12 protein-coding genes are annotated in these 12379 nt (G+C 69.6%); 6 read left to right on the forward strand and 6 right to left on the reverse strand.

Annotated elements, in window-relative coordinates; all coding sequences use genetic code 11:
* The first annotated feature begins 13 nt into the window (after positions 1–13).
* Together FFF93_RS14185 and FFF93_RS14190 are read left to right on the forward strand one after the other, a co-directional pair.
* Positions 14–1723, forward strand: coding sequence for a bifunctional 3'-5' exonuclease/DNA polymerase (locus FFF93_RS14185; protein ID WP_138768343.1), 1710 nt, complete (start codon positions 14–16; stop codon positions 1721–1723).
* Between the two features lie 165 nt (positions 1724–1888).
* Positions 1889–2143, forward strand: a complete 255-nt coding sequence (locus FFF93_RS14190; protein ID WP_138768342.1) for a YegP family protein — start codon at positions 1889–1891, stop codon at positions 2141–2143.
* Between the two features lie 25 nt (positions 2144–2168).
* Here FFF93_RS14190 and FFF93_RS14195 read toward each other — a convergent pair whose 3' ends face one another.
* The 4 genes from FFF93_RS14195 to FFF93_RS14210 form a co-directional block, all read right to left on the reverse strand.
* Complete coding sequence (locus FFF93_RS14195; protein ID WP_138768341.1) at positions 2169–2849, reverse strand: CoA pyrophosphatase; 681 nt, start codon at positions 2847–2849, stop codon at positions 2169–2171.
* Positions 2846–3730, reverse strand: coding sequence for an endonuclease III (gene nth / locus FFF93_RS14200; protein WP_261375153.1), 885 nt, complete (start codon positions 3728–3730; stop codon positions 2846–2848). Before nth ends, FFF93_RS14195 begins: the two co-directional genes overlap by 4 nt.
* Positions 3731–3737: 7 nt before the next feature.
* Positions 3738–5108, reverse strand: a complete 1371-nt coding sequence (locus tag FFF93_RS16970; RefSeq protein ID WP_186372166.1) for a hypothetical protein — start codon at positions 5106–5108, stop codon at positions 3738–3740.
* Positions 5109–5257: 149 nt separating this feature from the next.
* Positions 5258–5761 (reverse strand): hypothetical protein, encoded by a 504-nt coding sequence (locus FFF93_RS14210; protein WP_138768340.1) that lies wholly within the window; start codon positions 5759–5761, stop codon positions 5258–5260.
* Positions 5762–5877: 116 nt separating this feature from the next.
* Between FFF93_RS14210 and FFF93_RS14215 the strand changes: the two genes are divergently transcribed.
* Complete coding sequence (locus FFF93_RS14215; protein ID WP_138768339.1) at positions 5878–6096, forward strand: hypothetical protein; 219 nt, start codon at positions 5878–5880, stop codon at positions 6094–6096.
* 189 nt (positions 6097–6285) lie between these two features.
* Positions 6286–8319 carry an acetate--CoA ligase gene (gene acs, locus FFF93_RS14220; RefSeq protein ID WP_138768338.1) on the forward strand — a complete coding sequence of 678 codons (2034 nt, stop codon included), beginning with the start codon at positions 6286–6288 and terminating at the stop codon, positions 8317–8319.
* Positions 8320–8329: 10 nt separating this feature from the next.
* Here the strand turns inward: acs and FFF93_RS14225 are convergent, their stop codons facing one another.
* A complete protein-coding gene (locus FFF93_RS14225) occupies positions 8330–9259 on the reverse strand; it encodes an SMP-30/gluconolactonase/LRE family protein (protein ID WP_261375154.1) in 930 nt (309 codons plus the stop codon).
* A gap of 152 nt (positions 9260–9411) precedes the next feature.
* Here FFF93_RS14225 and aroQ point away from each other — a divergent pair, with 152 nt between their 5' ends.
* Both aroQ and FFF93_RS14235 read left to right on the forward strand, forming a co-directional pair.
* Positions 9412–9885, forward strand: coding sequence for a type II 3-dehydroquinate dehydratase (gene aroQ / locus FFF93_RS14230; protein ID WP_138768336.1), 474 nt, complete (start codon positions 9412–9414; stop codon positions 9883–9885).
* A gap of 2 nt (positions 9886–9887) precedes the next feature.
* Positions 9888–10946: a DUF2332 domain-containing protein gene (locus FFF93_RS14235; RefSeq protein WP_138768335.1), complete on the forward strand. Its 1059-nt coding sequence runs from the start codon at positions 9888–9890 to the stop codon at positions 10944–10946.
* Between the two features lie 23 nt (positions 10947–10969).
* On the opposite strand, the gene FFF93_RS14240 is transcribed toward FFF93_RS14235, so the two are convergent.
* Positions 10970–12151 (reverse strand): MarP family serine protease, encoded by a 1182-nt coding sequence (locus FFF93_RS14240; RefSeq protein WP_138768334.1) that lies wholly within the window; start codon positions 12149–12151, stop codon positions 10970–10972.
* Positions 12152–12379 lie beyond the last annotated feature (228 nt).

The raw sequence follows: 12379 nt of genomic DNA on the forward strand, positions 1-12379 counted from the left end.
CAGAATTGAGCCTATGCACCTGCTGCTCGCCGCCCACGCCGACGGCGCAGCCCTACAACGGCTCACACCGGCGGGCGCCCCTGATCCCGCCATGCCCGAGCCGCGACTGGTCGCCACCAGCGAGCTTCCGGGCGTCGTGCGCGAGCTGGAACAGCAGCGTCCGCGCTGGATCTGGCACCGCACGCAGGACTGGTACCCGGCTCTGCTGGCCGCCGGCGTCGAACTGGAACGCTGCTACGACCTGGTCCTGTGCGGCGCCATCCTGGCCCACTCGGAGTTCACCGCGCACACGGCGTACGCCCGGAACGCGGAGAAGCTGACCCAGGACGACGACGTCCAGCAGCCGCCACGGGCACTGCAGCCCCCTCCCCCGCCCGCGGACCAGGGCGCCCTCTTTGATGACCCCGGGCTGCGCGCCGCGCCGAGGCACTCCCCCGAGGAGCTCCGCGCCGAGTACGCCGCGCAGCAGGAATCCCTGGCCGGAGTCGCCCCCGACGGCGACCGCCGCAAGCAGCGGCTCCAGCTCCTGCTCGCCGCGGAGTCCGCCGGCGCCATGATCGCCGCCGAAATGCAGCACACCGGAGTGCCCTGGCGCGAAGAGCTGCACGAGCGGATCCTCGCCGACTACCTCGGCCCGCGCCCGCCCCAAGGCCACCGGCCGGCCAAGCTGGAGGCGCTCAACACCGAACTCCGCAGCCTGCTGCACTCCCCGGCGCTGAACCCGGATTCGCCGCAGGAACTGATGCGCGCCCTGCACCGGAACGGCATCGAGGTGAAGAGCACGCGGCAGTGGGAGCTGAAGGAATCCAGCCACCCGGCGATCGAACCGCTGCTGGCCTACAAGAAGCTGGCCCGTCTCCACGCCGCCAACGGCTGGGCCTGGCTGGACGCCTGGGTCAAGGACGGCCGCTTCCAGCCCGAATACGTGGTGGGCGGCGTGGTGTCCGGGCGCTGGGCCTCGCGCGGCGGCGGCGCCCTGCAGATCCCCCGGCAGATCCGCGGCGCGGTGCACGCCGACCCGGGCCACAAACTGATCGTCGCCGACGCCTCCCAGCTTGAGCCGCGCGTGCTGGTGGCGCTGGCCCAGGACTCCAGGATGGCCGAGGCCGCCCGCGACAAGGACCTCTACGCCGGCATCGCCGCGCAGGGTTTCGGCGGCGACCGGGCCAAGGCCAAGATCGCCCTGCTCGGCGCCATTTACGGCGCCACCACAGGCGAATCCGGGCGGCTGATGCCGCAGCTGGCGCGCACCTACCCGCGCGCCGTCGGCTTCGTGGAACAGGCCGCCCGCGACGGCGAGGCGGGCAAGACGGTCACCTCCCGGCTCGGCCGCAGCAGCCCGCCGCCCTCGGATCGGTGGCTGCGCAGCCAGCAATCCGCCACCGCCGAGGAACAACGCCGGGCCGAGTCCCTGGCCCGTTCGCGCGGGCGGTTCACCCGGAACTTCGTGGTGCAGGGTTCCGCCGCCGACTGGGCCGCCTGCTGGCTGGCGGAACTGCGACGCCGGCTCCGGACCCTGCGCGCCGGCGGCACCCCCGCCGGGGAACTGGTCTTCTTCCTGCACGACGAGGTCATGGTGCACTGCCCCGCCGACGCCGTCGATGCCAGCATCCGGGCCATCGAGGAATCCGCGGCCGCCGCCAAGGAGCTGCTGTTCGGCAGGATTCCGGTGGAATTCCCGGTGAGCATCGCCGTCGTCGACTCCTACGACAACGCCAAATAGGCGGCAAATCCCCCGCCCGGGGCGGGCTGGACACCCGGGGTAACGTACCCGCCAGTAGCGTTGCGCCCGCTCTATGAGCCCCGTTACGCTCAAAAAAGGGCCGGCGGTGATCGCATCATCCGCCGGCGCAAACGCAATAAGGCAAGGAACCGGGGAGGCAGCAGAGTGGCTGGCGTATTCGAGATTGCAGCGGCCGGAGAAGAGTCGTACTTTTTCAAGCTGACGGCACCGGACGGGACAGTTGTGGCTGTTTCACCGCTTTTCAGCACCATCAAGGGGGCAGCCGCGGGCATCACCGCGGTGCGCGAGAACGCCGCCACCGGCCTGGTCGTGGACCACTCCTCCGCCGCCAAGCCAGCCAAGCCAGCCAGACCGGCCAGTTCGGCGCCGCTGCCCGACGCGCTCGTGACGTCGCGGTAAGGCGCCTGGCGTCCGCTTCCTACGGCTAGACGTCGATTCCGTGGAGGCGGTTGCGGTCCCAGGGGACGGCCCAGCCTAACTGGTCGAACAACTGGTTGAGGATCATCCCGGTGAAGCCCCACACCACCACGCCGTTGACGGTGAAAGCCGGACTCTGGAACGTCTGGCCGGCCCGGCTGACGGTCGCCATGACCCGGTTGTCGGGGTCGAGCAGGTCCCGGACCGGCACCCGGAACACCTGGGCGGATTCGCCGTAGTCCACCACCCGGACAGGTGACTGCGACGCCCACCAGCCCAGGACAGGGGTGACCAGGAAATTCCCGCGCGGCAGCGCCAGTTCGGGCATGACGCCGAGGACCTCCACACCGCTCGGATCCAGGCCGGTTTCCTCTTCGGCCTCGCGCAGGGCTGCCTCGATGACGGTTTCGCCGGCGTCGATGCCGCCGCCGGGAAAGGCGACCTGCCCGGGGTGGTCGTCCAGGGTCTGCGCGCGCTGGAGCAGCAACACATCCAGGTCCGCCGGTGCCAGCAGCTTCACCGACGTCGCGGGCACATCATCGAGGGACCCGAACAGCATCAACACGGCCGCGCGGCGCACGCGTTCGCCCGGCTCCACCGCCAGTTCGCGCCAGCGAGGGTCCGGAGACGGCGCAGTTCCGGCCTCCACCGCGGCCACGAGGTCAACCAGGTCCTGGCGGGCGGTCACCGCGGCCTCCGCTGCGATTCCATCCGGATTTCGGCAGCACGGTGGGTTTCCGCCAGCAGCTTCGCCAACAGGTCCTCCTGCCCAGGGGCCAGCTCGTATTTAAGCAGCTTCCTGGCCTTCTCCGGGTCGGTCTCGCCCTCACCGTAGCTGGGGCACCAGTTCGCCACCGCGCAGGCGCCGCAGGCCGGCTTCCGGGAATGGCAGACGCGCCGGCCGTGGAACACCACGCGGTGCGAGAGCATGGTCCAGTCCCTCGGCTCAAACAGCTCGGCGACATCGGACTCGATCCGGACCGGATCGTCCGACTCCGTCCAGCCGAAGCGGCGGGCCAGCCGGCCGAAATGCGTGTCCACCGTAATGCCCGGGATGCCGAACGCGTTGCCCAGGACGACGTTTGCGGTCTTCCGGCCGACGCCGGGCAGCTTCACCAGGTCCTCCAACCGGCCCGGCACCTCGCCGTCGTAGTCGTCGACAAGCTTCGTGCACAGCGCCATCAGGTTCCGTGCCTTGGACCGGAAGAACCCGGTGGGTTTGATGATGGCCTCGAGTTCGGCAGGCTCGGCTTCGGCCATGCTGCGGGCGTCCGGGTAGCGGGCGAACAGCAGCGGCGTGATCTGGTTGACCAGCACGTCCGTGGTCTGGGCCGAGAGCACGGTGGCCACCACCAGCTCGAACGGGCTGCGGAAGTCCAGCTCCGCATGCGCGTAGGGGTACTGCTCGGCCAGCGCTTTGTTGATCCGGCGGGCCCGGCGTTTGAGCCCCAGCAGCGTCTCTCCGGCAGCCCAGCGGCGCGATTTCGCACTGCCGGGCTTTGCGCCGGTCAACGCCGCGCCGCCGGGCTGCGCGCTTCCTGGCCCGACGCTCCCGGATTCGGTGGCCATGGTCCGGCTAGCCGCGTTCGATGTTGCTCAGGTCCCGCAACACGCCGACGCGGCCGTCCGTGTGCTGGACCAGGAACTCGTGGCCGCGGTCTTCAAGGGCCAGCACCCAGCCGCCGGGCTCGACGACGAACGCCGGCGCGCCGGTGTGCTCGTCCACGGCGGTGCGGGGCTGGGCGACGGCGAACCAGAACGCCTCGTAGGCGGGCTGGTGGGCCTCGGTCTCCGGACGGCTCGCCGGATCCACGGTGGCGCCGATCGGTTCCTGCGAACGGACCTGGGGCGTGAGCGCGGTGGGGGCATCGTGGCTTGCTGCAGCCGGTGCTGCCGCCGCCGGGACCGCGGCCGCCTGGGTTTCCTCCAGGCCGGAGTGCTGCTCCGACGGGGCGACCGGTGCTGCAGGAGCGGCCGGTGCCGCCGCAGCCTGCGTCTGCTCGGCGGCGGATGGTTCCTGGCTGGCGGCGGGGGCGGCCGCGGCGGACGGTGCGTAGGCCGCCGTCGGCGCCGGGGACGCGGAGGGTACGACGCTGTGCGCCTGGGTGGCCGGCTCCTGGGCCGCCGGGCGGGCAGGTCCAGCGGCGGCACCAGCGGCTACACCAGCAGCACCGGCAGCGGCGGCGGCACCGCCGTGCGACGCCCCGGTGGTTTCCTGGCCGCGCGTTGCGGGCTCCGAACCTGCGGTCTGCTTACCGGGGACAATCTTCTTGGCCCAGCCGGCCAACGGACTGCTTCCCTGTTTGGCGGCCGTGGCCTCGCCAGCGGCCTTCGGGGCCTTGGGCGCCTTCGGGGCGCGCGGCTTGCGGACCGGTTCCGCGGCTTCGCGCGCCACAACGTGGGCGGGGGTTTCGGGGCGGTGCAGGAAATCGCCGGCGAGGACCGGAATCAGGCGTGCCAGCACGGTGGCGGTGAAGAGTCCGAGGGCTCCCACCAGGCCCAACAGCATACTGGGCACGAACGCGCCGGCTGCCGCGAGGAAGAAGAAGGCCAGGCTGAAGGACGCCACGACGGAGCCGAACTGGTCAACGGAGAGGGAGCCGATCCGGATCTTGGTGCCCGGGCTGACCCGGCGTGCCACGAAGAGTGCCGCGACGATCAGCGGCAGCAGGATCCCCAGGCCCAGAAAGAAGAGGCTGCCCAGGTTCCAGAGGTTGTACCGGATGGCGAACATCGGAACGAGGGAGGCGATGAAGAGAACCAGCGTGGACCCGAAGACGGTGAGGTCGCGGACGGTGAAGGGCCCGAGGACGGCTTCGTTGTTCTTCGCGTTCGGCTTATCCACGGTGAAGCGTGGCTGTTCCCCCTGCCCGCTGGTCTGCGCCGGCCCGGCCGTCGCGTCGTTGCGGGAGGGCACGTGGAGCTGCCCGTTGCTTTGCTCGTTCATTCTGTTCTCCTTAGCGTGGCCGCACCCTGGACAGTGCAGCCTAACGGCAGGCAAAAACAGGACCGCCAGCGGTCCTGTCGCCCCCATCGGATGTCACAACTTCATCTCAGCCTAGCCAAGTGCAGGACCGATCACTAGCTGACCGGCCGTCACTCCAGCACCAGCGTGCGGGTCCTTTCGCCCTGCGCGTAAACCAGCGTGATCGTCAGCGGGAGTGTGCCCGCGCCGACCGGGACACTGAATTCGTGCGAGGTCGGCGCCAGGTCCGCGGTGCACGGGTTTCCCGCGGACGGTTCGACGCGGATGCTGACCCGGTCCGGCGCGGTAGCTTCGATCCGGGAAGGGACGGCCGGGCAACTGGAGCTTCCCCACAGGGTAATGCCGAACCGCCGGGGCCTGTCCACCCACGCTGCCAATGGTTCTCCGAGGGACAGCGGCGGCGCGGGAGAGGCAGCCGGCGGCGCACCGGACGGTGCACCCGGCCCTGCGGACGGCGTCGCTTGCGGGGTCGAAAGCATGCCCCGGTAGCTGCGGTCCGCCGCGCTGGGCGGCCCGGCGCAGCTAGTCAGCAGCAGTACGACGGCGAGCGCCGCGGGTGCGGCGGCGATGCGGGCCCGCGGCCATGGTGCCTGCGTCCGTGCCCAAAATCTCACGTTGTCTTCCCCCAATTGGCGGTTGCCTCCACCATGGCCCCATTCTGGCTAAAGGAGGCCTCCCTTAGCCAGAGGTGCGGGGCGAGGGGAAGCTTCGCGGGGAGTAGGGTTTGGGCATGGAGCTACTGAACGCGACCCCCGTTTTTCTCTGGCGCGGCGTCTGCTTCTTCGCCGTGGCCGCCGTGGTCGCCGGGATCCTGCTGCCCTCGGCACCCGCGATCGCCATCGTACTGATAACCCTTACCCTGCTGCTCACTGGATGGGCCCTGCTGGTCCACCGTCACATGCAACGCGTGATGCGCGCCAAAGGCCAACAGCCGCCATTCGGCGCTTAATAAACACCGTTCACGGCTCCCTTTGTGACGGGGCACACGTTCGGTCGGAGCCAAGGGTTAGTGTGTATTTCGGAACAGCTCTTGCGGCACGTCCGTGACCAGCCGATGCCCGATGCCGCGCACGTGGCCGGGCGCTGCGGCGCAACGGACGTTCCGTGCGGCACGGCTCGATGAATGATGAGGTTCACCATGTCCCAGCAGACCCCAGGCTCCACGACAACCCAGGCGCCCCGGCAGGGCGATGCCTTCGAAAACCTGTCGCAGGAGAACCGGAAGTTCGCCCCCTCGGCCGAGTTCGCCGCCAACGCCGTGGTCACCGCCGCCGACTACGCCGAGGCCGACGCCGACCGGCCCGCCTTCTGGGCCAAGCAGGCCCGCAGCCTGCTCAGCTGGAGCAAGGACTTCACCCAGACGCTGGACTGGTCCAACCTGCCGTTCGCCAAGTGGTTTGTCGGCGGCGAGATCAATGCCGCGTACAACGCCCTGGACCGCCACGTCGAGGCCGGCAACGGGGACCGCGTCGCCATCTACTTCGAGGGCGAGCCCGGCGACACCCGGACCTACACCTACGCGCAGCTCACCGAAGAGGTCAAGAAGGCCGCCAACGCGTTTGAATCCCTCGGCGTGGCCAAGGGCGACCGTGTCGCCGTGTACCTGCCGATGATCCCCGAAGCCGTCATCACGCTGCTGGCCTGCGCCCGGATCGGCGCCATCCACTCCGTGGTGTTCGGCGGATTCTCCGCCGAGGCCCTGCGGTCCCGGATCGACGACGCCGAAGCCAAGCTCGTGGTCACCGCCGACGGCACCTACCGCCGCGGCAAGCCCAGCCCGCTCAAGCACGCCGTCGACGAGGCGCTGGCCCACGAGGGCGACGGTTCCGGGCACACGGTGCAGAACGTCGTCGTCGTGAAGCGCAACGGCCAGGACGTCGACTGGCATGACGGCCGGGACCACTGGTGGGCGGATACGGTCGGGACCGCCTCCGCCGAGCACACCGCCGTCGGCCACGACGCCGAGCACCCGCTGTTCATCCTCTACACCTCAGGCACAACCGGAAAGCCCAAGGGCATCCTGCACACCACCGGCGGCTACCTCACCCAGGGCGCCTACACCCACAAGGCGGTCTTCGACCTGCACCCGGAAACGGACGTTTACTGGTGCACGGCCGACGTCGGCTGGATCACCGGCCACTCCTACGTCGCCTACGCGCCGCTCATCAACGGCGCCACCCAGGTGATGTACGAAGGCACCCCCGACTCCCCGCACCAGGGCCGCTGGTGGGAGATCGTGGAGAAGTACAAGGTCTCCATCCTCTACACCGCCCCCACCGCCATCCGCACCTTCATGAAGTGGGGCAAGGAAATCCCGGCCAAGTCGGACCTGTCCTCGATCCGCGTCCTGGGCTCGGTGGGCGAACCCATCAACCCCGAAGCGTGGATGTGGTACCGGGAGGTCATCGGCGCCAACGCCGGCGCGCACGGGGAAAAGAAGGACCACCCGGCCCCGATCGTGGACACCTGGTGGCAGACCGAGACCGGTGCGCAGATGATCGCCCCGCTGCCCGGGGTGACCGCGACCAAGCCGGGCTCCGCGCAGGTCCCGCTGCCCGGCATCGCCGTCGACGTCGTCGATGAAGCCGGCGAGTCCGTGCCCAACGGCGCCGGCGGCTACCTCGTGATCCGCGAGCCGTGGCCGGCCATGCTGCGCGGCATCTGGGGCGACCCGGAGCGGTTCAAGGAAACCTACTGGTCCCGTTTCGAAACCATGTACTTCGCCGGCGACGGCGCCAAGAAGGACGACGACGGCGACATCTGGCTGCTTGGCCGCGTGGACGACGTGATGAACATTTCCGGCCACCGGCTCTCCACCGCCGAGATCGAATCCGCCCTCGTGTCCCACCCGGCCGTGGCGGAAGCCGCCGTCGTCGGCGCGGCGGACGAGACTACCGGCCAGGCTGTCGTGGCGTTCGTGATCCTGCGTGGGGATGCGGTGGACTCGGGTGAGGCGATGGTCCAGGAGCTCCGCAACCATGTGGGCAAGGAAATCGGTCCGATCGCCAAGCCCAAGACCATCCTGATCGTTCCGGAACTGCCGAAGACCCGATCCGGCAAGATCATGCGCCGCCTGCTCAAGGACGTCGCGGAAGGCCGCGAGGTCGGCGACGCCACCACGCTGGCCGACAACACCGTGATGGCCCAGATCGCGAACTCGCTCAAGAAGTAGGCTGCGGCCGCTAGCGGGCCTGGACCCGGACTACCTCGAAGCTGGTGGCCCCTGGGTTGGTGAACTTCGAGTTGACCACGGCGAGCGTGTCGTCGAAGAGGGCCGCCGTCGTGGGGATGTCGAAGTTCGGGCTCGTGATGACGTGCCTCAGCTCCCCGGAATCGAGGCCGCTGTCGAGCCGAATGCGGCTGACCTGGTTGTCCAGGTTCTGCACGGCCCACAGGGTGCCGTCCTTGAGCAGGATCCCGTCGACGTTGGGCACGCTGACGCCGCCGATCTCGGCGCTCGCCCCGGTGCGGGTGTTGACCGTGTAGAGCACGCCGCGAGCGGTGTGCGCGACGATCAGGGTGTCGCCGTCCCCGGCGGCGGCGATGCCGTTGAGGTTGAAGCCCTGGTCCACGGTCCCGGCCGGGCCTTTCAGCTTCAGCGTGCGGGCGGTTCCGGGTTCGCCGTCGCTGCCCACCGGCACGAAGTAGAGCTCGCCGGCCTGGGAGTTGGTGAACCAGGCGCCGCGGCTGGTCAGGGTGACGTCGTTGATGAAGCTCGCCCCGGCCGCGGCCAACTGGTACGTGGCTTCGGTCTTCCGGGACTTGAGGTCGTAGAGGTAGGCCTGTCCGGTGCCGCCGCCGGCGACGAAGAGAAGGTCGTGGCGCCGGTCCACCTTCATGCCGATGGCGGCCCTGCCGGCGGGTGCGGTAATGAATTTCTTTGCCGTCCCGTCGCGGATGTCGCCGCGGTAGATGTTTCCGTTGAGGCGGTCGCCGGCGAAGAACGTGGACCCTTCACCTGCCGCGATGCCCTCCGCTCCGGTGGCGCCGGGAAGGGTGATCACAGAGCGGCCGTGTCCGGGGTCGGTTTCTGCGGCGGTGGACAGCGGCGCCGGCACAAGCACGGCAACCGCCGCCAAGAAGGCCACGGCAGCCCGGCGGATTGCTTTCACTGCGTGAATGTTGCGCATGATGACGCTCCAAGAGAATTGGGCTTGTTGCGCGCGGACCGACCGTTACGGAGGCTCCGCACGATGGTCCTTTCAGTGTAGGCAGCGGGCCCGGCGCGGGCCAGAGCCCGCGGTTCCGCGGTACATTGGCTGGCATGAGCGAAGCCACCTCCGCGGACGTTCGACGCGGCACCATCCTGGTCCTCAACGGACCCAACCTGAACCTGCTGGGCACCCGCGAGCCCGAGAAGTACGGCACGGCCACGCTGGCCGACGTCGAACAGCTCGCCAAGGACGCCGGCGCGGCGCACGGGCTCGACGTCGAATGCTTCCAGTCCAACCATGAGGGCGCGCTCGTGGACGCCATCCACGCCGCCCGCGGCACGGCGGTCGGCATCGTCCTGAACGCCGGCGCCTACACGCACACCTCGGTGGCGATCCGGGACGCGATCACGGCGGTGCAGCTGCCCGCCGTCGAGGTCCACATCACCAACGTGCACGCCCGGGAAGCGTTCCGGCACCACTCCTACCTCTCGGACGTCAGCAAGGCCGTGATCGCCGGGGCCGGAATCCTCGGGTACCGCTTCGCCGTCGAATACCTCGCCGAACTTTACGCGGGCCGGGACTAGGCATGTCCCCCGCGTCGGAGCAGGCCGGGACGGCTGACTGGTACCGCCACTTCGGTACCGTCGATGCCCCCGGTAACTCCGCCTGCTACGCCGAATGGTCGGTGGGCATCGCGGACGACCCCGAACTCCTCCGGCGCATCAACGACTGGCCGCATAACAAGCGCCAGCCCCTGCTGATGCTGGGCGCCGCCCGCTTCCTCGGCGCCCGGGTCGGCCCGTATCGGGAGTTCCGGAGTTTCCTGGACGCCCACTGGGACGACGTCTCCCGGATTGTCCTCTCCCGGTCCACGCAGACGAACGAAGCCGGCCGCTGCGCCGCGCTGCTCCCGTCCCTTTCGCGCATCGCAGCCGCGGAGGGCCGTCCGCTGGCCCTCATCGAAGTCGGCGCCTCGGCCGGGCTGGCACTGTTCCCGGACCGCTACGGCTACGAGTATGACGGCGTGGCCGGCGCCGGATCCGGCGGCGTGACGCGGCTGGCTCCGGCCGGCGCAGCGCCCGGAAGCTACCCGGTGCTGCGCTGTGCCACCACCGGGCCCGTGCCGCTGCCGGCCGGGCTGCCCGCGGTGGCGTGGCGCGCGGGCATCGACCTGAATCCGCTCGACGTCCGCGACCCCGACGACGTCGCCTGGCTCGAGGCGCTGATCTGGCCGGAGCAGGACTTCCGCCGCGAGCGGCTGCGCCAGGCGATCACGATTGCGCAGGCTGACCCGCCGCTGCTGGTCGCCGGGGATCTCAACGAACAGCTCATGTCCCTGGCCGCGCAGGCCCCGGCGGACGCCGCCCTGGTGGTGTTCCACAGTGCGGTGATGGCCTACCTCGACGCGGCAGGGCGCGAAGTCTTCCGGGACAGCATCTCCCTGCTGGCCGCGGACCGGGGCTGCCACTGGCTTTCCAACGAGGGCCACACGGTCATCATCCAGACCGACGGCTCCAGTGTGGTTCCGGAAATGGACGAGGCGCGGCTCGGCGGACGCTTCCTGCTGCTTGAGGACGGCCTGCCGGTGGCCATCGCCGGACCGCATGGACAGAGCCTCGAATGGATCGAGGCGGCCTCCGGCTGAGCGAGCCTACGCCCCGGCCCCGGCTACTTCTTGATGCACTGGCCGGGCGAGACGGTGGCGCCGAGCCCGGGGGCCTGGGCGGCCACGGGGCCGAGGTCGTTCATGGTGATGGCGAAACCGAGCGACGCCTCCGACGTCGACTTCGCGAAGACCACGCCGGACACCTGCCCGTCCATGGTCAGCAGCGGTCCGCCGGAGTTCCCCGGCTGGACGTCGCCGGCGAGCCGGTAGACGTCCTCGGCTGCGGCGTTGTTGCCGTAAATGTCCGGTACCAGCACAGTCGCGATGTCCCGGACGGTGGCCGGTTTGGACTGGAACGGCCCACCGTGCGGATAACCCGCGAACGCCGCGGGGCTGCCGGCGGGAAGGTTGGGCCCCAGTGGCAGCGGCGCGGAGGGAAGCCCGTCCACGGCCAGCACAGCCAGATCGTGGCGGCTGTCGAAGTAGACAATCCGGCCCGGAAGGGCCCCGCCGCCCGGGACCTCGACAACCGGCTCGGGGACGCCGGCCACCACGTGGGCGTTGGTCACAACGCGGCCGGGCGAGACGACGAAGCCCGTTCCGGTCTGGTTCTGTCCGCACTGGTAGGCGGTTCCGGCGATCTTCAGCACGGACGCAGCCGCCTTGTTCAGCGCCGGGGTGTCGGTGCTGGCATCCGGGACCGGCACCGGCTGGCCGCCGATGCCTTCGAACAGGGTCGGAATGCCGTCGCCGATCACGGCGGACCGCAGCTGGGCCATGGACGTCTTCAGCGGTGTGGGGGTGACGCCGTCGATAAACCCGATCACCTTCGAATCAGCAAGCTGCTGGGAAACAAACGGAACGCCCAGGGCGCTGATGCTGAAGGCCAGCATGGACATCACGAGGGCGGACACGGCAACGTTGACGCCGCCGCCCACCACCCGGTCGGCCAGCCGGAGCGGGCTGATCCTGACGACGCTGCGGATGCGCCGTCCGATCATGGTGCCCAGCCCGTGCCCCAGCATCATCAGCAGCACGGCCGTGGCGATAATCGCGGTGAGCCGCCAGCCGGGGTCGTCGACGAGATCGCTGACGATGGGCACCGACACGAAGGCGGCCACAGCCCCTGCCGCGAAACCTGCGATGCCGCCCAGCGTCACCAGGAAGCCGTTGCGGAAGCCGTAGATCAGGTAGGACAGGAGCGTGAGGATCAACGCCAGGTCCAAAATGGTCAAGCCGAACACCGGGGCTCCTTAAAAACTTGTAGGCCCTCATTCTACCGGCGTGCACCGACACTTTGCCGGGTGCTGGCGTCCTGCCCGACGCATCCCTGCCCCCAACTGACCGTCGGGGCTCCGGGGGCGTACTCCGGCGCCGTTTCGCGCGTTTCGATGCCAACTACGTCACAGAAGCCGCAAAATTCTGAAACAATGGCTGAAGCGCCCCAGCCGACACAGTAAGTCAGGAGATTT

The organism is Arthrobacter sp. KBS0702, from assembly GCF_005937985.2.
Taxonomy (GTDB): domain Bacteria; phylum Actinomycetota; class Actinomycetes; order Actinomycetales; family Micrococcaceae; genus Arthrobacter.

What these genes read in the sequence shown, in the direction of transcription:
- nth (WP_261375153.1), bottom strand. Translation starts at nt 3,730, where the DNA reads ATGGCCACCGAATCCGGGAGCGTCGGGCCAGGAAGCGCGCAGCCCGGC.
- FFF93_RS14185 (WP_138768343.1), top strand. Translation starts at nt 14, where the DNA reads ATGCACCTGCTGCTCGCCGCCCACGCCGACGGCGCAGCCCTACAACGG.
- FFF93_RS14215 (WP_138768339.1), top strand. Translation starts at nt 5,878, where the DNA reads ATGGAGCTACTGAACGCGACCCCCGTTTTTCTCTGGCGCGGCGTCTGC.
- aroQ (WP_138768336.1), top strand. Translation starts at nt 9,412, where the DNA reads ATGAGCGAAGCCACCTCCGCGGACGTTCGACGCGGCACCATCCTGGTC.
- FFF93_RS16970 (WP_186372166.1), bottom strand. Translation starts at nt 5,108, where the DNA reads ATGAACGAGCAAAGCAACGGGCAGCTCCACGTGCCCTCCCGCAACGAC.
- acs (WP_138768338.1), top strand. Translation starts at nt 6,286, where the DNA reads ATGTCCCAGCAGACCCCAGGCTCCACGACAACCCAGGCGCCCCGGCAG.
- FFF93_RS14235 (WP_138768335.1), top strand. Translation starts at nt 9,888, where the DNA reads ATGTCCCCCGCGTCGGAGCAGGCCGGGACGGCTGACTGGTACCGCCAC.